Genomic DNA, 19,060 nt, shown 5'->3' with positions numbered 1-19,060 from the left:
ACTATTATATTCTATTTTATATTACTCTAGGATTGAAATAAAGAATAATATTAAATATTATCTTCAAAGAAGAAAAAAGGAACAAGTTAGAATCTTCATTGAATTCTAGTACTTGCTCCTATCAAATGTCATCTTATTTAATTTTACGATTTTTTATTCGACTTATCTTTTTTATCTTCTTCATAGAGCGTTTCATCTTTTCTCCATTTCGAAAATAAATTTTGTGCTTTTGCTTGTTCATTTGCTTGTTTTTCTTTAGATTGTTCAGACATACATTACACCAACCTTCAAAAGATTATTGTATCTATTCTAGACATTAACGCATTTATTTATTTTTTTCAAATTATATTTTTTAATACTCATTCTGAGGTTTTAAAGTAATTGATTGTCCTAGACGATTTAATTCCTGTTCCATTTCAATTTCCGTACTAAAGACTTTAATCGTATCACTTCCGAATTTATAGATGATAAATTCATTATCTCTTTGCCCTACAATGTAATTTTCATTATATCCCATCCTAACTATACCTGAAACTTCCATAAATTCTTTTTTATCTATAAATTTAAATACATTTTTCGTTTGACTAGCAGGAATATTCTGAAGTAAATTGTTTTCTTCTATAGTATAACTTTTTCCATTAGTGGGCACTGGTGTTGATGTTTGATTACTTGGTAGAAGCTCGAATTGGTTACTAAGAGGTTGATTCATAGGATTCCAGTCCTGTTCTCTTAAAAATGGGGCATATTTTAATGCAAAATAAACAATACTAAGGATTGCAATAACTGCTACTATATTTTTAAAAATACTAAATACCATTCGCAATTAAATCCCTCCAATTTTAAACCTAAATTATTATAAATATAAAATAGATTTCATCCATCGGTCTAAAGAAGTAAATTAAGTAAATTCTTTAGACTGATTAACATTTTCTTAAAATATATTATAATAATTAATATCACTCGTAAAATAAATTTAGAGGAGTGTGAGAAATGAACATTCTTACAATTATTTTACTTATCTTGCTTGCAGTTATACTTTTTAAAGTAGGATTTGCACTTTTAAGATTTTTAATCTCTGCTGCTTTTATTATTCTCGGACTGTATTTAGCCTATCAAGGTGTTCTTTGGATTTTAGAAAATTTTAATGTGCTTTCAGCTTATATAAGATAATGAAAAAGCTAGTTACTTTTCAATGTAATTGATACAATCTATCCCTTTATTAATTCGTTTATGATTGTATTGTATGAAAAGTTAACTAGCTTTATTTACGATTGCTTTGAGACAAGTATTCATAAATTTTATATATTGTTGCTAATAGTAACCCAAATATCGTTCCAGTTACTATATCACTAATGAGTACAATATATAATTGAGTATGCGTTTGGTTAACGAATACTCCAATAAAAGAAAAAGTTGTAATACCAACAATCGATAATAATACAGTATTAAGTGTTTCTTTTAAACGAATTGTTTCTTGTTTAATATTCAATCTCATTATGTAAATAATAGGTATTAATACCCCTATGATTAAAAATAAAGTCATCGTACACCTCTAAATATATAATTAAGGTTTATTATACTAAAATTTTAACAATGAGACTATAAATACTTTTTAACCTTTTATACGAAATATCCCTCCTCTACTAAACTAGTAAATTTTTGATCACCGATAATAATATGGTCAAGTAATTCAATGCCAAGAATTTGTCCACATTCTTTAAGTCTAATGGTAGTAGCAATATCTTCTTTTGAAGGCGTCACATCTCCAGATGGATGATTATGAATCACAATTATTGCATTACATGAAGCTCTAATGGCAGCATTAAAGACTTCTCTCGGGTGTATCACTGAAGAGTTTAATGTTCCTATAAATATAGTTTCTTCTTTAATCACTATATTTTTAGTATTTAAAAATAAAGCAACTAAATGCTCTTGAGTTAAATCTTTCATTTTAGACATCATCATATCTGCGACATCTTTAGGAGATTTAATCTTTACTTTTTCAATCGAATTACGTTTATTTATTCTTTCTCCCAATTCGAAAGCGGCTTTTAATGTCACTGCTTTATGCAATCCTATACCTTTTATTTTTAACAAATCATGTATTGAAAGTAATTTTAATTCTTTTAAATTATTTACTTTATTAATCATTTCATTCGCAATATCAATACTTGAAACCCCTCGTCGTCCAGTGTTAATTAAAATTGCTAATAATTCACTGTTAGACAAACTTTTTTCACCATATTGAATGAGTCTCTCTTTAGGAAGCTCACTTTTGGCCATATCTTTAATTTTCAAAAACATCACCTTTTCTTTATTAGTTACATAATATTGTTGGAAAAATTAATTAATAAAATATATGAGATTGAAATAAAAGGAATAAGTGGGATTTTACGTATCTTAAAACGAAACATGATGATATAAAACATAAGACCAATTGCACAAGTTAATAATATTAGATGAAGCATAAATTCATAAGTATAAAATATAGAAAGTATACTAAGTAATAAAATATCACCGTACCCTATACTTTTAGAATTTAACAGAAAAAATGTATGTAATAGAAAGAAAATAAATATAAATGAAATCAAATGTAATGAAGAAATATATATACCGACAATGAAAAAAATGAGGATTAAGTTACTGTTGATTGTTAATGTTTGAATATCGGTTAGAGACATCGTTATCAACATTAAACAAGTTAATATAAAGAGAGAATAATTTATATGTATATCGATAAATATTAAATATGGGACAATAAGAAACGATAATATTTCACCTATAATATAGGAACGCTTTAAAGGATTTGAACAACATCTCGAGCGTCCTTTTAAGAATATGAAACTTAATAATGGTATAGTATCAAACCACTTTAATGATGTATGACAATAATCACATTGGGATCGTCGCTTGAAATATTGAAGATTCACTTTCTCTATACTTGAAAATTGATATAAAAAACTAAATATTACACTACACGTAAATGCTAATAATACTATTATACTTATCACCTCATATCATTCATTATAACTAAAATATGGTCTAAGTAAATGGAATAACGAGGATTAGATTAAATTCATTTCAATAAATAAATATATCTTCTTTAAAGCATTTTAAATTCAATAAAATGAATAAAACTTTTATTAAAAATAATCAGTCTACTCTTAATCTATCAATTATATAACTAATAAAAAAGCTATGAAGAAGTTTAATTTGTAACTTTCTTCATAACTATATTTAGACATTTAACATACTATATATTATGAATTAAATTCAACTTTCGATTTTACTTCACTTATAAAATATAAACTACCTGTAATCAATAAGCCCTCACCATCATAATGATTTATAAAATCTACATAATCATCAATATATTCGATGTTATCAGCATCTATACTCTCAAGTAATTCTTGTTTAGATAAGGCTTTATGAAAATCAAATTCAGTAAAATAAAAGGTACCAGCTAAATTTTGTAATTTACTTAACATTTCGTTTACAGGTTTACCTTTAATGGCTGAAAATAAAACATCCATTTTCTCAAGATCATAATAATTTTTGATTGTTGAAACTAATGCTTCAACACTTTCATTATTATGTGCTCCGTCAATAATAATAAGAGGCTTTTCTTTAACTTGCTCAATACGTCCTGTCCAACAAACACTTTCAATAGCATCAATCATTTTATTAAAATCTAATTCAATAATATTTTCTTCGTTCAACTCTATTAAAGCTGTAATAGCTAATGAAGCATTTTCTTTTTGATGATCACCTATCATATCTAAGATGATTGTTTCTAACTCATAATCTTTATATCTATAAGTAAATTCATCATCTTCAGATACAATAATGATTTCTCTATCTAGTTCAATTGGCTTTGCATTCTGATTTTCCGCTAAATCTCTAATGTATTTTAAAGCTTCCTCATTTTTTACTGCATAGATGACGGGTACATTAGGTTTTATGATAGCACCTTTATCTTTTGCGATATCTAAATACGTACTTCCTAAAATATCAGTATGATCTAATCCTATACTTGTCAAAATTGAAAGAATAGGAGTAAACACATTAGTTGAGTCATTTTTAATTCCTAGTCCCGCTTCTACAATAACGAAATCTACAGGATGTATATCTCCAAAATATAAAAACATCATTGTTGTTATAATTTCAAATTCTGTTGCAGAACCGAGTTCGGTTTCTTGTTCTAACGCTTCACTTACTGGTTTAACTCGCTTTACTAATTCAACTATTTCGTCATTTGAGATCGGATAACCATTTAAACTAATTCGTTCATTAAACGTTTCAATAAAAGGAGAAGTAAATGTTCCAACTTCATATCCATTCTCAACTAATGCAGCTCTTAAATAAGCTACTGTAGAACCTTTACCATTTGTTCCACCCACATGAATACCGCGAATATTTAATTGAGGATTATTTAAGTGGTTAAGCATCCATTCCATTCTTTTAACACCAGGTTTAATACCAAACTTAGTGCGCTCATGTATCCAATATAAGCTATCTAGGTAATTCATTGACAATTCTCCTATGCTTTTAATTGTTCAATTCTGTTTTTAACACCATTATATTTTTCTTGATATTTTTGTTGTTTTTCGCGCTCTTCATTTATAATCTTTTCAGGTGCTTTATTAACAAAATTCTCATTTGATAATTTTTTATCAACACGGTCTAACTCTTTTTGAAGTTTGTCTAACTCTTTCTCTAAGCGTTCAATTTCTTTATCCATATCAATAAGTCCCTCTAACGGTAAAATTACTTTACCAGCAACTACTACCGCTGTCATCGCTTTTTCAGGAATATCTACATTTGTATCAATGGTTAATTCACTTGGATTACAAAATCTGTGAATATAATCAGCATTTTTTTCTAAGATTGTTTCAATTTCTTCATTTTTAGCTTGAATGAGAATAGGGATTGATTTAGAAAGTGGTGTATTGACTTCTACGCGTGATTGTCTCACAGATTTAATAATTTCAACTAATTGTTCCATTGTCTGTTTACTTTCATCAAACACAAACTCTTCTTTAACTGTCGGCCATGCTGCTTTTACAATTGTTTCTCCTTCATGCGGTAAACTTTGCCAAATTTTTTCAGTTACAAATGGCATAAATGGATGTAGCATTCTCATTATTTGATCAAGTGTATAACTTAGAACAGAACGTGTTGTTTGTTTTTGAGATTCATCTTCACCATTCATTGGTATTTTACTCATTTCAATATACCAATCACAGAATTCATCCCAAATAAAGTTATATAAAGCACGTCCAACTTCACCAAATTCATATTTTTCACTCAGATTAGTAACGGTCTCTATTGTTTCATTTAGTCGTGTTAAAATCCATTTATCCGCTAAAGATAAATTACCAGATAAATCAATGTCTTCCACTTTAAAGTCTTCTCCAATATTCATCAAGCTAAAGCGAGCGCCATTCCAAATTTTATTAATAAAGTTCCATACAGATTCAACTTTTTCGGTAGAATAACGTAAGTCATTACCTGGAGAAGAACCAGTTGCTAAGAAGTAGCGTAAACTATCTGCTCCGTATTTTTCGATGACATCCATTGGATCTACACCATTACCAAGTGATTTACTCATTTTACGACCATCTTCAGCTCTTACTAAACCATGAAGAAGTACATCATTAAATGGTCGTTTACCAGTAAATTCTAATCCTTGGAAAATCATTCTTGCTACCCAGAAGAAGATAATATCATAACCAGTTACAAGAACATTCGTTGGATAGTAATGTTGATAATCTTTTGCTTCTTCATTAGGCCAACCTAAAGTTGAGAATGGCCATAACGCACTTGAGAACCATGTATCTAACACATCTTCATCTTGAGTCCAATTTTCGATATCAGCAGGCGCTTCTTCTCCAACATATACTTCACCTGTTTCATTATGATACCAAGCTGGAATTTGGTGACCCCACCATAATTGTCTAGAAATAGTCCAATCTCTAATTTCTTCCATCCAACGATTAAATGTATTTTCAAAACGTGGTGGATAAAAATCAATTCGATTATCTGTTTTTTGATTATCTAGTGCTTGTTGCGCAAGTGGTTTCATTTTTACAAACCATTGTGTAGATAAATAAGGTTCTACTACTGCACCAGAACGTTCTGAATGACCTACAGAATGCATATGTTCTTCAATTTTAATCACTAAATCTTGAGCTTTTAAATCTTCTACTAATTTTTTACGACATTCGAAACGGTCTAAACCAGCATACTGAGATGCATTGTCATTCATTTTTCCATTTTCATCCATTACGATAATGTTTTCTAAATGATGTCTCTGACCAATTTCAAAGTCATTAGGATCATGTGCAGGTGTAACTTTCATAGCACCACTACCAAATTCAATATCAACATACTCATCTGCTAAAATTGGTAATTCTCTACCTATAATTGGTAAAATCACTTTTTTTCCGATGACATCTTTATAACGTTCATCATTTGGATTAACGACTATAGCAGTATCCCCTAGCATTGTTTCAGGACGAGTTGTGGCAATTTCAATATATCCATTACCATCAGCATAAGGATATTTAAAATGATAAAAATGACCTTGCACATCTTCATGAATCACTTCTATATCTGACAATGCTGTACGTGCGACTGGATCCCAATTTATAATTCGCTCTCCACGATAAATAATTCCTTTATTATATAAATCAACAAATACTTTTCTAACCGCTTTACTTAAGCCATCATCAAGAGTAAAACGTTCTCTACTATAATCAAGACCTAAGCCTAATTTAGCCCATTGTTTACGAATAAAAGATGCATATTCTTCTTTCCAAGACCAAGCATGTTCTAAAAATTTTTCACGTCCTATATCATGACGAGAAATACCTTGTTCTTTTAATTTAGCATCTACTTTAGCTTGTGTGGCAATACCCGCATGATCCATACCAGGTAAATAAAGCGTATCGTATCCTTGCATACGTTTCATTCGAGTAATAATATCTTGTAATGTTGTATCCCAAGCATGTCCTAAATGTAATTTACCAGTCACATTCGGTGGTGGAATAACAATTGTATATGCTTCTCTAGATTCATCTTCTAGAGGTTTAAAGTATTCATTTTTTACCCATTCTTCATAACGCCCCGCTTCAACTTCACGAGGATTATACTTTGATTCCATTTTCATTGAAATAACCTCCTAAAATAAAAAAGCATCCTTCCTAATATATAGGACGAATGCTCCGTGGTACCACCTAAATTCAAGACGATACCTCCATATCTTCTTGCACTTATTTATGATTAACGCTCATACACGCTTCTATCTACTATTATATGTGTATTCAATAAAAGAACTTGTGGGCTACCTTCAGTTTGATCATTATACATATTTACACCGTCCATATGCTCTCTTTGATAAGTATCAAACGTACTCTTCCCAAAAAATATATTTAATTACTAATTAATAATATAATAGAAAACAATGATAAGTCAATCTTTTGGAGGAATATTTATGAACGCATGTGCCTTTGGAACTACAGACCCTATTTATTTAGATTATCATAATAAAGTATGGGGACAACCAGATTTTAATAGTCTTTCACTTTTCAAATTACTTGCACTTGAATCTCAACATGCTGGTTTATCTTGGTTAACTATATTAAAAAAGAAAGAGGCTTATGAAAAAGCATTTCATCAATTTGATCCTATAAAAATTTCTAAAATGACAGAGAAAGATATTAATGCTTTAATGACCTTTCCAAATATCGTACATAATAGAAAGAAATTAGAAGCCATAGTATCTCAAGCTAAGGGTTATTTACAAATTGAAAAAGAATATGGTAGCTTCAGTAAGTTTTTATGGTCATATGTTGATGGACATCCCATTGATTTGCACTATAAAACTCCTTCAGAACGTATCACAGTTGATGAAAGAGCAAAACAACTTTCAAAAGATTTAAAAACTTATGGTTTTAAATTTTTAGGACCTGTGACTGTATTCTCTTTTATGGAAGCGGCTGGTCTATATGATGCTCACTTAGAAGGATGTCCTTCAAAACCTAATCATTAAATATTAAAAGGAGTAGAACAGATTATTTTGAATTCGTAGTTCTACTCCTTATGATTGATTATCACTTTTTTTACGTTTTAAAAAGTAATTAATTATTGGTGCTACTAAAAATAATATAAAAAATATCCTAAAGATGTGAAAACTTGATATCTTAGCAACATCTGCACCAGTAGCTATGGCAACTAGCACAATTTGACTCATACCTCCAGGAGCTCCACCTAAAAATAATTCGTTTAATGAATTATGAGTAAACAAATGAACCATAAAGACCATCAAAAATGACCCTAAAATTAAACTTATATTTTGATACATAATTGCTATAGCAATGCGACCTTTTAAATCACCTAATAAATGTGCAATTTGTAAACCAATTCTAATCATATAAATCACTTGTGCAAAAGCAAGAATATAATTATCTAAAGTAAAAATCAGATGAGTTGATAAGTTCCAAACAATTAAAACGATAATTGGAGCGAGTAATTGTTTTGTTGGAAAATTTATTTTTGACATTAAGAAATAAACAAAAGCTATACTAATCATAATTAAGGCAATTTGGGGCACATTTAAAGCTCTTGTTAATGGTGTAGCTTTATGAATCATCTCTTCACTTGATGATGAATTGCTAAATAAAAAAGAAATCAGTGGTACAAGTACGACTACAAAAATAACTCTAGAAGTTTGGGTTAAACTTACTACTAAGATATTTGCTTTTTTATCTTCTTCAGCCATAATTAACATTTGACTTAAAGCACCAGGTATGACACTCAAGATAGCAGTTTCAGTATTAACTCTTGCAATTTTTTTGAAAAAATAAGCAATCAATAATGATAACGTGATGAGTAAAACAGTCACCGTCACAATGGTTAACCACTCATTTTTGATATCGTTAATGACTTGTGACGTAAACGTAGATCCTATTTGTACTCCAAGTAATATTAAGCCAATCTGACTAATCCAAAAAGGCCATTTAATATTTAGTTTTAGTACTTTAACCACAATAATTGAGGCTATAATGGGCCCAAACATAAAGGGTAAAAGCATATGAGATAATTTTAATATTAAACTCATGATCATCGCTATTATTAATAATATAATATTATTTAGCCAAATTCGCCTCAAAAATCATCACTTCTTTCTAGATTAAAAGCATTTAAATTAAAAAAAGTGGAACGTGATATGATCTCATCTTTGTTCCACTTTTATTATATTAACTTTTAAATATTAAACAATTCTGCTTAATGCATTATCAAAAGCATGAATCGTTTTTTCAATATCTTCTTTGGTATGTGCGGTAGATAAGAATGTTCCTTCAAACTGAGAAGGTGGTAAAAATATGCCTTCTTTAGCCATTTCTCTATACATATTACTAAATAGCTCTAAATCACTTTGATTCGCTTCTTCAAAGTTGGTTACAGGTCCTTTATTTAAGAAATAACCAATCATAGAACCAGCTCTATTTACTGTAATAGGAACATTATGTTTAGCAAATACCTCTTTAAGTCCTTTTTCTAATATATCGCCTAATTCTTGGAAATACTCATATGATTCAGGCGTTAATTGATTTAGTGTTTCATAACCACTTGTCATTGCTAAAGGATTACCAGACAGAGTTCCCGCTTGATAAATATTACCTACTGGAGCAATTTTATCCATAATTTCTTTTTTGCCTCCAAAAGCACCTACAGGTAAACCACCGCCAATCACTTTTCCTAAGCATGTGATATCTGGTGTCACACCAAAATAACCTTGAGCACAGTTATACCCTACTCGGAAACCTGTCATGACTTCATCAAAGATAAGTAAAGAACCATATTCTTTAGTGACTTCCCTTAATCCTTCTAAGAAACCTTTTTTAGGAGGAACAACCCCCATATTTCCTGCAACTGGTTCTACTATCACACCAGCAATATCATCTCCATAATTTTCAAATGCTACTTTAATCGCCTCTAAATCATTATAAGGTACTGTAATTGTGTTTTTAGCTGTGCCTTCAGGTACTCCTGGTGAATCTGGAAGACCTAAAGTTGCTACACCTGAACCTGCTTTGATAAGCAATGAATCGCTATGTCCGTGATAGCATCCTTCAAACTTAACAATTTTATTTCTACCAGTGTAACCTCTAGCAAGTCTTAATGCCGCTAAAGTAGCTTCAGTACCTGAAGAAACCATTCTTACTTTTTCAATTGAAGGCACTCTTTCAATAACAAGTTCAGCTAATTTGTTTTCTTCTAGTGTTGAGGCACCAAAACTAGTACCTTTATCTACAGCATCATGTAATTTACTAATGACTTGTTTATTTTTATGACCCAAAATTAATGGTCCCCAACTTAATACGTAATCAATGTATTCATTGCCATCTATATCATAAATTTTCGAACCTTCACCATGATCCATAAAAATTGCTGGTGTATCTACTGATTTAAATGCTCTTACAGGGCTATTGACACCACCAGGCATAAGTGTTTCAGCAATGTGCATTGCTTCTTGTGATTTTTCATAAGTCATTAACTCGTTCCTCCTTAACCATTATTTATCTAAGTAACGGCAAATATCTTTCGCGAAATAAGTAATAATCATATCTGCGCCCGCACGTTTCATTGATACCATTTGTTCCATAACCACACGTTCTTCATCTATCCAACCATTTTGAGACGCTGCTTTAGTCATAGCATATTCACCACTAACATTATAAGCAATAACAGGAATATTAGTGTTATTTTTTACATCTCTAACAATATCTAAATAACTTAAAGCTGGTTTAACAATCATCATGTCTGCACCTTCTTTTAAGTCACTTTCTAATTCTCTTAGTGCTTCTAAACGATTAGCTGGATCCATTTGATATGTTTTTCTATCTCCAAATGAAGGAGTTGAATCTGCAGCATCTCTAAATGGTCCAAAGAAACTAGAAGCATACTTAATGCCATAGCTCATAATTGGAATATTATAGTACCCAGCTTCATCTAAACCTTGTCGAATTTCAGTAACAAAACCATCCATCATATTACTTGGAGCAATAATGTCAGCGCCAGCTTCGACTTGGGAAATTGCTGTTTTAACTAATAATGGTAAAGATTTGTCATTATCAACATCATGCGTATGTTCATCAATGATACCGCAATGACCATGATCCGTATATTCACATAAACAAGTATCAGCAACGATTAATAAATCTTTATGAAGTTTTTTTGCTCTACGTGTTGCCTCTTGAACGATGCCATTATGATCGTATGCACCAGAACCCACATCATCTTTTTCATTAGGTACGCCAAAGAACATAATTGCTCTAATACCTAACTCATATGCTTCATTAATTTCATCATCTAATAGATTTAAACTTATTTGATATACACCAGGTAACGATTTAATTTCGCTTCTAACATTATCTTTTTCTACTACAAAGATTGGATAAATTAAATCTTCTTTTCTAACATGATTTTCTCTTACTAAACTTCTCATTGTAGCTGAAGAGCGTAATCTTCTATGTCTATCGAATTTCATTATTTATTCCTACTTTCTAAAAATGTGTTTATTAATGCTTCAGAAGTTTGTTTATCTGCAATATAAGGTTCATAACCATAGGCTCTAATGCTATTTGCAGTTTGTTGACCTATAGCATAGTAATTTTTAAAATGCTTAGGAAATGCCTCACTAAAATAATAACGCACTGCAGATGAACTTGAAAATGTTAATGCTTCAACTTGATTATGTTGAATTAGATTGATAACTTCAATAATATTCTCTCTATCCGCTATAGGAGTATACAAGTCAATTTTCACTACATTATTATGTTCAGCGAGTGTTTGTTGCAATTTTGGTCTTGCCTGTGCACTGCTCGGAATTAAAATAGAAGATTTTTCTAGATTTAATCCTTCTAATAAACCTTCTTGAGAATAATCGTTAGGTATAAAATCTATATTTATACCTAATTGTTTACATAACTGCGCAGTTTTAGCGCCTACTACTGCAATATGTTTTACATTCACGTACTCTAAATATTTATAAAATAAATGTACGGCATTTTTTGAAGAAAAAATAAGCCAGTCATAATTATCATGCAAGAGTTGAGTATCAAATTCAAGTGATTGAATTTTAATAAATGGCTTATGAATGACTTCTACCATATCACTCTGTACTTTACTCGTTTGCGTCATAACTATCACTGGTTTCATCTAACTGTAACACCTCTACTAAGATTTAGTATTAATGTGATGCTTCTTCGTTTAATTTTCTTATAATTTCATACGCACCTTGTTCTTTAAGTATCTCACTTACTCTCTTCCCTAATTTTACAGGGTCAGTTCCTACTTCAGTATGTTCATAACGTTCCTTACCATCTGGTGTCATGATTAAGCCTGTAAACTCAATTTCATTGTTATTGTTATAATTCGCATATCCACCAATTGGAACTTGACAACTTCCATCCATTGCAGCTAAAAATGTTCGTTCGGCCGTTACACAATTTGCAACTTCATTATTGTGAACTTTTTGAAGTAACTCGAGAAGTTCAATATCGTTACGACGGCACTCAATGCCAAGAGCACCTTGACCGATTGCAGGTAGTAATGTGTCTTTATCTAAATAAGTTGTTACTACGTCATCAGACCAACCCATACGTTTGAGTCCTGCTGCTGCTAAAATAATCGCATCATAATCTTCTGTTTCTAATTTATTTAAACGTGTATCAATATTACCACGAATCCATTTAATTTTTAGATGAGGATATTTAGATAATATTTGTGCCCCTCTTCTTAATGAACTTGTACCAACTATACTATTTTTAGGAAGTTCTTCTAATGGTACATGATTTTTGGCAATATAGGCATCAAATGGTATTTCTCTATCAGGAATACAACCTAATGTTAAACCTTCTGGAATAATACTAGGAACATCTTTTAATGAGTGTATTGCCATATCGATATCGTTGTTAAATAGCTCATTTTGAATTTCTTTAACAAATAGGCCTTTTCCTCCAACTTTAGATAGTTGTTGATTCACAATTCGATCTCCTTTTGTGACAATCTCTTTAATTTCGATTTCTAAAGATGGATCAATGGCTTTTAATTTATCAATGAATTGTTTACTTTGTGTTAAAGCAAGTTTACTTCTACGTGAACCCACAACTAATTTACGCATAAACAAGGCCTCCTACATAAGTTTTCTTTTAATTAAAATGAGTAGTGAAGAATAAATTCACCATACATAGGCAAAATATCATAATATTAAAATAAATTAAATTAATTGAGATGATTTTCTTTTTTAAATACATAACGATATATCCTGTATAAAGAAGCGTAATAATGACAGACAACATAACCTTCGGATCTTTAAATATTGCTACACCAACCGCATAGATTCCCCATTGAGCAATTAAAATTACACTCAATATTAATATCACTAAACCGCCCAAAGTTGAAAAAAATATAATTTTTTCAAGAGTTGCTACACTGCCAATTCTAAAATATTTCTGATTAAAGTTTTTTTCTTTAAGGTTTTTATATTGAATGATATATAGCAATGCATTTACAAATGCAAGTGCAAAAAAAGCATAACTCAATACTGCAAGCCCTACATGTACAAGTAATAATTCATTTATAACTTGTACTCTCTGTATACTGTTTGTATAGTGTTCAGGTCTAAATGTATTCATCGTTAATAAGATAAATCCAATTACATTCAAAAAAAACACAGAAAAACTTAAAACTTTAATAATATTTAAAACTAAAGAAATAGAAATAATCATCCATGACAAGAAGAAAAAAACATCAAATATGGAATTAAACAATATATCACTATGCGAAGTAATATACATAGACAAAGAGATTGTTTGTAAAAACCAAACAATCCCTAAGGCATAAATTCCAAGTACTCTAATCTTATGACTCTTCCGAACAAAGTCTATAAAATAACAAAGAATGCTAATTAAATATACAATTAATATAATTTCATGAAATCTAATAAATAGCGTTTCTTGCATATTATCACCATTTTAATATGCTTATTCAAAACTAAAGATATGTCGTACTGAAAGTTCCTTTTCTTTTTTACGTTCTTTCACTGCTTTGTAAGGATCTTCGGCTTCAATATCAAATATATTTTGAAATAGCTCTAATTTTTCATTACTTTTTTTATCGTTACTCAATTCCTTAGCTTGTTTAATTGGATCTTTCAACATTTGATTAATAATACTTTTAGTATGTTTAGAAATGACTGTTCGTTCTCGTTCAGATAGATTCGGTAATTTTCTATCGATACTATCCATTGTTTCAGCTTGAATAGTCATTGCTTTTTCACGTAAAGCTCTTATTACAGGAACTACACCCAACATATTTACCCAATCATTATGTGCTTTAATTTCAGTAGGAATTTCATTAGAAATAGCTTCAGCCGCTATTTGTCGTTCTTTTAAATTAGCATCAACTAAACCTTTTAAATCATCTACATCATAATTAAATACGTCATCACTTAAATTATGACATGGTTCAATATCTCGTGGTACTGCAATGTCTAATAATAATAATTTAGATTTTCTATATGATAGTGCCTGATTAATCATACTTTTAGTAATAATATAATCTGGTGAACTAGTAGAACTAATAACAATATCAGTTGAAGTTAATAAACTAGGTAAAGATTCTAGCTTATCATAACTAACTTGGTGTTTTTCAGCTAAAATTCTAGCTTTACTTTCTGTTCGATTTACAATTGTAATATGATTAATGCCTGAGCCGAGTAAATTTAATAACGACAATTCACTCATTTCGCCTGCACCAATAATAACAGCATGTTTATTTTTTAATTTACCTAATACTTTTTTTGATAATTCCACAGCAGCATATGAAACACTTACAGCATTATCTGCGATATCTGTTTCATTATGTGCTTTTTTAGCAAAAGTAATTGCTTGTTTAAATAGATGATTAAAGATAGTTCCAGTTGTTTTTAAATCTTGCGCTAAGAAAAATGCATCACGCATTTGGCCTAAAATTTGTGTTTCTCCTAACACAATTGAATCTAAACCTGAAGTTACACGCAATAGATGTTCTACTGCTTCGTCCCCCACTTTAACTTCAGACATTGCTTTAATATCATCTACTTTAAATCCAAATGAACGAGCTAAAAATCGTTGAATATAATATCGTCCTGTATGAATTTGATCCACTACAGCATATACTTCTGTACGATTACATGTCGATAATATTACATTTTCTAAAATTGCTTTAGTTTCGAATAAATCTTCATTGGCTAATCGTAAGGCATCATCTCTAAAAGCAACTTGCTCTCTTAAAGCTACATCAGCAGTACGATGATTTATGCTAATAGCAATAAAATGCATTTATAACGCCCTCCATATACTAACAATATTGTTAGTATAACACATTTTAGAATGAATTTAAGTTTGATGCTCAAATAAATTAGAAACATTCTAATGTGAAGTCAAAATTTTGTCACTTAATTACAAGATATATCTTTTAATTTATATAATTAGCAATAATATCCCAAATATATTGCTGTTTAGAATTTTGAATAGAAGAGTAACTTATAATTGTATCGTTTGGATCTAAATCTAATTTTTGTTTTATATTTTTTATATGCTTTTGAACTTTACCTTTCGCAATTTTATCTTCCTTAGTACAAATGACTAGTGTTGGCAGATCGAAATGTTTTAAATAATTATACATTAATACATCATCTTCGGTAGGATTATGTCGTAAATCTACAAGTTGAATGACTAAACCTAGATTTTCTCGTTTAGTTAAATACTCTTCTATCATTTTCCCAAATTTTTCACGCTGTGATTTACTTACTTTTGCATATCCATATCCAGGAACATCAACAAAAATAAGTTGTTCATCAATATTATAGAAGTTTAGAGTTTGCGTTTTTCCAGGCTGTTGTGAAGTACGAGCCATATTTTTTCTACCAATCATACTATTAATAAAAGAGGACTTACCCACATTAGAACGTCCACTTAAAGCGATTTCAGTTAAATTGGTTTCAGGATATTGTTCTTCTTTCACTGCACTAATCATTAATTCTATATTATTTGGGTTAATATTCATATTCAAACACCTCTTCATTGTTATAGCTGCTTTATTATAATATAAATGTTTAAAAATCTAAAATTTTAAAAAAATGATATGTATAAAAATAAGGAAGCAGTTTCGAACTCAAATGAATTCTATCACCACTTCCTTATTATATGGTTGATAATTAAGCTGAAGTTTTAGTACCGTTCAATAAATTCCCTTCTGAATCATACATTTCAGGCTCGATTTCATCATTAATTGTTTGAGCAGTTACTACAACTTTAGCAACATCACTTGTTGAAGGTACATCATACATAATATCAATTAAAGATTCTTCTATAATTGATCGTAATCCACGTGCTCCAGTTTTTCGTTCAATTGCTTTTTCACTGACTGCTGCCAAAGCTTCTTCAGTAAATTCTAATTCAACGTTATCAAGAGCTAACATTTTTGTATATTGCTTAACTAACGCGTTTTTAGGTTGCGTTAAAATATTTTTAAGTGCTTCAACATCTAATGTTTCTAAATTAGCAACAATTGGTACACGTCCAATAAATTCTGGAATTAAACCATATGCTTGTAAATCTTCAGGACGAATTTGTGCTAATAAAGCTTCTTCATCATACTTATCTGCTTCATTGCTAGCAAAACCGATAACTTTTTCACCTAAACGGCGTTTAATTACTTCATCAATACCATCAAACGCACCACCTAATATAAATAGAATATTAGTTGTGTCAATTTGAATCAATTCTTGGTTAGGATGTTTACGGCCACCTTGAGGGGGTACACTTGCTGTTGTACCTTCTAAGATTTTAAGTAATGCTTGTTGCACACCTTCACCAGAAACATCACGCGTAATTGATGTATTTTCAGATTTTCTAGCAATTTTATCAATTTCATCTACATAAATAATTCCTTTTTCTGCTTTATCAATATCAAAATCAGCAGCTTGAATCAAACGTAATAAAATATTTTCAACATCATCACCAACATAACCTGCTTCAGTTAAACTTGTTGCATCTGCAATAGCAAATGGTACATTCAATGTTTTAGCAAGTGTTTGTGCAAGTAAAGTTTTACCGCTACCCGTTGGTCCAATTAAGGCGATATTACTTTTTTGTAACTCAACATCATCTTCATTTGGACCCAATTGTTGAATACGTTTGTAATGATTGTAAACTGCCACTGCTAAAGATTTTTTAGCTTTTTCTTGGCCAATAACATATTCATTTAAATGGTCCATAATTTCTTTAGGCGTCGGTAATTCAGTAAATTCTTCTGAAGTAGCTTGAGCTAATTCTTCTTCAACAATTTCAGAACATAGTTCGATACATTCATTACAAATATATACACCACTGCCTGCTACTAATTTTTTAACTTGATCTTGGTCCTTACCACAGAAAGAACATTTTAAATTTTCTTCATCTTCATTAAATTTAAACATTCATTTACACCTCTATCCTTAAACGACTATACTAGATAGCATTCTACAATGCAAATTGATAGTTAACAACTAAAATGCTTAAAACATATAGTAGCAGATACATATAATGATGCACCTGCTACTTATTTTTTAAACTTTATATCAATTTAAAAGTTTATTATTTGTCTTCTTTTTTATCGTCTTTAGCTGAATCAACATATTTAGCATTGTCTCTTAATAAATCAATTACTTTTTGAATACGTACATCATTTTTAATGATATCAGTATTACCAAGAGTTTGTTTAATATCTTCTACTGAGATATTAAATTGACTGCTCATTTTTTCTAATTCTTTATCAATATCTTCATCTGTGACTTCGATATTTTCTTCATCTGCAATTGCTAATAATGTTAAGTTTGTTTTAACACGTTGCTCTGCATCGTCTTTCATTTGTTCTCTTAATTGAGATTCATCTTGACCAGAAATTTGGAAGTAAGTTTGTAAGTCTAAACCTTGTTGTTGGATTCTTTGACCAAATTCTTGAACCATACGATCTAATTCAGTGTCAATCATAGCTTGTGGAATATCAATTGTTGTATTTTCAGTTGCTTTATTAATTGCTTCTTCTTTTTCCACATTTTCAGCATCTTGTGCTTTTTCTTCTGATAAACGTTTGCGTAAGTTTTCTTTATACTCATCTACTGAATTAGCATCTGAATCTAATTCATTTGCAATTTCATCAGTTAATTCGGGTACTTCTTTGTATTTAATTTCATTTACTTTAGTTTTGAATGTAGCTTCTTTACCAGCTAATTCTTCAGCGTGATATTCTTCTGGGAATGTTACAACAACATCTTTTTCTTCTCCAGTTTTAACGCCTACTAATTGATCTTCAAATCCTGGAATAAATGAACCTGAACCAATTTCTAAATCATAACCATCAGCTTGGCCACCTTCAAATTGTTCGCCATCTACATAACCATCAAAGTCAATATTTACAGTGTCTCCTTCTTCAACTGCACCATCTTCTTTAACTACCATATCAGCTAAATGACCTAAACTATGATCAATTGCATCTTGTAAATCCTTATCAGTTAATTCAGAATCTTGTTTTTCAATTTCAAGACCTTTATAATCTCCTAATTTAACTTCAGGTTCAACAGTCACTGTTGCTTCAAATTCGAAATCTTTACCTTTTTCAATTTGAGTTACATTAATTTCAGGTTGAGCGACTGGATTGATTTTAGTTTCTTCAATAGCTTCACCATAAGCTTCAGGTAAAAGAATATCTACTGCATCTTGATATAATGCTTCAACGCCAAAACGTTGTTCGAAAATTGGACGAGGCACTTTACCTTTACGGAAACCAGGCACGTTAATTTGTTTAACCACTTTTTTAAATGCTTGATCTAATGCTTTATTTACCTTTTCTGCTGGAACAGTAACTTTTAATAAACCTTCGTTACCTTCTTTTTTTTCCCAAGTTGCTGTCATGTATAAATACCTCCATGCTTACATTTTTAATTTTTTCAACTTCCCTATTATATCAT

Annotated in this window: 19 protein-coding genes and 1 other annotated feature; of the genes, 2 read left to right on the top strand and 17 right to left on the bottom strand. The window is 30.2% G+C overall.

Going from position 1 to position 19,060, the window contains the following annotated elements:
• Nucleotides 1–143: 143 nt before the first annotated feature.
• Together BDW25_RS11100 and BDW25_RS00235 are read right to left on the bottom strand one after the other, a co-directional pair.
• Nucleotides 144–272 carry a hypothetical protein gene (locus BDW25_RS11100; RefSeq protein ID WP_133944625.1) on the bottom strand — a complete coding sequence of 43 codons (129 nt, stop codon included), beginning with the start codon at nt 270–272 and terminating at the stop codon, nt 144–146.
• A gap of 80 nt (nt 273–352) precedes the next feature.
• Nucleotides 353–823 (bottom strand): DUF4930 family protein, encoded by a 471-nt coding sequence (locus BDW25_RS00235; protein ID WP_002448941.1) that lies wholly within the window; start codon nt 821–823, stop codon nt 353–355.
• A 167-nt stretch (nt 824–990) separates the two neighbouring features.
• Here BDW25_RS00235 and BDW25_RS00230 point away from each other — a divergent pair, with 167 nt between their 5' ends.
• Nucleotides 991–1,170 (top strand): hypothetical protein, encoded by a 180-nt coding sequence (locus BDW25_RS00230; protein ID WP_002455241.1) that lies wholly within the window; start codon nt 991–993, stop codon nt 1,168–1,170.
• A gap of 91 nt (nt 1,171–1,261) precedes the next feature.
• Here BDW25_RS00230 and BDW25_RS00225 read toward each other — a convergent pair whose 3' ends face one another.
• From BDW25_RS00225 to BDW25_RS00205, 5 genes are all read right to left on the bottom strand, one after another.
• Complete coding sequence (locus BDW25_RS00225; protein WP_242276315.1) at nt 1,262–1,495, bottom strand: hypothetical protein; 234 nt, start codon at nt 1,493–1,495, stop codon at nt 1,262–1,264.
• A gap of 125 nt (nt 1,496–1,620) precedes the next feature.
• On the bottom strand, nt 1,621–2,298 hold the full coding sequence (radC, locus tag BDW25_RS00220; protein ID WP_002448999.1) for a RadC family protein: 678 nt from the start codon (nt 2,296–2,298) through the stop codon (nt 1,621–1,623).
• Nucleotides 2,299–2,321: 23 nt separating this feature from the next.
• Nucleotides 2,322–3,011, bottom strand: a complete 690-nt coding sequence (locus tag BDW25_RS00215; protein ID WP_002448988.1) for a prepilin peptidase — start codon at nt 3,009–3,011, stop codon at nt 2,322–2,324.
• Nucleotides 3,012–3,260: 249 nt separating this feature from the next.
• Nucleotides 3,261–4,529, bottom strand: a complete 1,269-nt coding sequence (locus BDW25_RS00210; protein WP_049335990.1) for a bifunctional folylpolyglutamate synthase/dihydrofolate synthase — start codon at nt 4,527–4,529, stop codon at nt 3,261–3,263.
• Nucleotides 4,530–4,540: 11 nt separating this feature from the next.
• A complete protein-coding gene (locus BDW25_RS00205) occupies nt 4,541–7,171 on the bottom strand; it encodes a valine--tRNA ligase (RefSeq protein ID WP_049430970.1) in 2,631 nt (876 codons plus the stop codon).
• 39 nt (nt 7,172–7,210) lie between these two features.
• Nucleotides 7,211–7,437 (bottom strand) — a binding site (T-box leader).
• Between the two features lie 58 nt (nt 7,438–7,495).
• Here BDW25_RS00205 and BDW25_RS00200 point away from each other — a divergent pair.
• Nucleotides 7,496–8,053 (top strand): DNA-3-methyladenine glycosylase I, encoded by a 558-nt coding sequence (locus BDW25_RS00200; protein ID WP_049335986.1) that lies wholly within the window; start codon nt 7,496–7,498, stop codon nt 8,051–8,053.
• Between the two features lie 48 nt (nt 8,054–8,101).
• Here the strand turns inward: BDW25_RS00200 and BDW25_RS00195 are convergent, their stop codons facing one another.
• From BDW25_RS00195 to tig, 10 genes are all read right to left on the bottom strand, one after another.
• Nucleotides 8,102–9,172: an AbrB family transcriptional regulator gene (locus BDW25_RS00195; RefSeq protein ID WP_064207066.1), complete on the bottom strand. Its 1,071-nt coding sequence runs from the start codon at nt 9,170–9,172 to the stop codon at nt 8,102–8,104.
• Nucleotides 9,173–9,274: 102 nt separating this feature from the next.
• Nucleotides 9,275–10,558, bottom strand: a complete 1,284-nt coding sequence (gene hemL / locus BDW25_RS00190) for a glutamate-1-semialdehyde 2,1-aminomutase (RefSeq protein ID WP_064207065.1) — start codon at nt 10,556–10,558, stop codon at nt 9,275–9,277.
• 21 nt (nt 10,559–10,579) lie between these two features.
• On the bottom strand, nt 10,580–11,554 hold the full coding sequence (gene hemB / locus BDW25_RS00185; protein ID WP_064207064.1) for a porphobilinogen synthase: 975 nt from the start codon (nt 11,552–11,554) through the stop codon (nt 10,580–10,582).
• Nucleotides 11,554–12,225, bottom strand: a complete 672-nt coding sequence (locus BDW25_RS00180) for a uroporphyrinogen-III synthase (RefSeq protein ID WP_002448958.1) — start codon at nt 12,223–12,225, stop codon at nt 11,554–11,556. Before BDW25_RS00180 ends, hemB begins: the two co-directional genes overlap by 1 nt.
• Nucleotides 12,226–12,256: 31 nt before the next feature.
• Nucleotides 12,257–13,189 (bottom strand): hydroxymethylbilane synthase, encoded by a 933-nt coding sequence (hemC, locus tag BDW25_RS00175; protein WP_133944623.1) that lies wholly within the window; start codon nt 13,187–13,189, stop codon nt 12,257–12,259.
• 28 nt (nt 13,190–13,217) lie between these two features.
• The gene (gene ccsA / locus BDW25_RS00170) at nt 13,218–14,030 is read right to left on the bottom strand and encodes a cytochrome c biogenesis protein CcsA (protein WP_002455230.1); all 813 of its coding nucleotides are present in this window, start codon (nt 14,028–14,030) and stop codon (nt 13,218–13,220) included.
• A 21-nt stretch (nt 14,031–14,051) separates the two neighbouring features.
• Entirely contained in the window at nt 14,052–15,389 is a 1,338-nt protein-coding gene (hemA, locus tag BDW25_RS00165; protein WP_002455229.1) for a glutamyl-tRNA reductase, read from the bottom strand.
• A gap of 136 nt (nt 15,390–15,525) precedes the next feature.
• On the bottom strand, nt 15,526–16,116 hold the full coding sequence (gene yihA / locus BDW25_RS00160; RefSeq protein WP_002448982.1) for a ribosome biogenesis GTP-binding protein YihA/YsxC: 591 nt from the start codon (nt 16,114–16,116) through the stop codon (nt 15,526–15,528).
• Between the two features lie 151 nt (nt 16,117–16,267).
• Nucleotides 16,268–17,530 carry an ATP-dependent Clp protease ATP-binding subunit ClpX gene (gene clpX / locus BDW25_RS00155; protein WP_049430960.1) on the bottom strand — a complete coding sequence of 421 codons (1,263 nt, stop codon included), beginning with the start codon at nt 17,528–17,530 and terminating at the stop codon, nt 16,268–16,270.
• 157 nt (nt 17,531–17,687) lie between these two features.
• Entirely contained in the window at nt 17,688–19,004 is a 1,317-nt protein-coding gene (gene tig / locus BDW25_RS00150) for a trigger factor (RefSeq protein WP_133944621.1), read from the bottom strand.
• Between the last annotated feature and the right edge of the window lie 56 nt (nt 19,005–19,060).

The sequence above is a fragment of the Staphylococcus sp. AtDRG32 genome (assembly GCF_004365845.1).
Classification (GTDB): domain Bacteria; phylum Bacillota; class Bacilli; order Staphylococcales; family Staphylococcaceae; genus Staphylococcus; species Staphylococcus hominis.
This window is presented reverse-complemented; position numbering and strand designations above follow the sequence as displayed.

Excerpts from the sequence above, each read along its gene's own strand:
- ccsA (WP_002455230.1), bottom strand. The coding sequence starts at position 14,030 with ATGCAAGAAACGCTATTTATTAGATTTCATGAAATTATATTAATTGTA.
- BDW25_RS00180 (WP_002448958.1), bottom strand. The coding sequence starts at position 12,225 with ATGAAACCAGTGATAGTTATGACGCAAACGAGTAAAGTACAGAGTGAT.
- BDW25_RS00230 (WP_002455241.1), top strand. The coding sequence starts at position 991 with ATGAACATTCTTACAATTATTTTACTTATCTTGCTTGCAGTTATACTT.
- yihA (WP_002448982.1), bottom strand. The coding sequence starts at position 16,116 with ATGAATATTAACCCAAATAATATAGAATTAATGATTAGTGCAGTGAAA.
- hemC (WP_133944623.1), bottom strand. The coding sequence starts at position 13,189 with ATGCGTAAATTAGTTGTGGGTTCACGTAGAAGTAAACTTGCTTTAACA.
- clpX (WP_049430960.1), bottom strand. The coding sequence starts at position 17,530 with ATGTTTAAATTTAATGAAGATGAAGAAAATTTAAAATGTTCTTTCTGT.
- hemL (WP_064207065.1), bottom strand. The coding sequence starts at position 10,558 with ATGACTTATGAAAAATCACAAGAAGCAATGCACATTGCTGAAACACTT.
- hemA (WP_002455229.1), bottom strand. The coding sequence starts at position 15,389 with ATGCATTTTATTGCTATTAGCATAAATCATCGTACTGCTGATGTAGCT.
- hemB (WP_064207064.1), bottom strand. The coding sequence starts at position 11,554 with ATGAAATTCGATAGACATAGAAGATTACGCTCTTCAGCTACAATGAGA.
- BDW25_RS00210 (WP_049335990.1), bottom strand. The coding sequence starts at position 4,529 with ATGAATTACCTAGATAGCTTATATTGGATACATGAGCGCACTAAGTTT.
- tig (WP_133944621.1), bottom strand. The coding sequence starts at position 19,004 with ATGACAGCAACTTGGGAAAAAAAAGAAGGTAACGAAGGTTTATTAAAA.
- BDW25_RS00225 (WP_242276315.1), bottom strand. The coding sequence starts at position 1,495 with ATGAGATTGAATATTAAACAAGAAACAATTCGTTTAAAAGAAACACTT.
- BDW25_RS00205 (WP_049430970.1), bottom strand. The coding sequence starts at position 7,171 with ATGAAAATGGAATCAAAGTATAATCCTCGTGAAGTTGAAGCGGGGCGT.
- BDW25_RS11100 (WP_133944625.1), bottom strand. The coding sequence starts at position 272 with ATGTCTGAACAATCTAAAGAAAAACAAGCAAATGAACAAGCAAAAGCA.
- BDW25_RS00200 (WP_049335986.1), top strand. The coding sequence starts at position 7,496 with ATGAACGCATGTGCCTTTGGAACTACAGACCCTATTTATTTAGATTAT.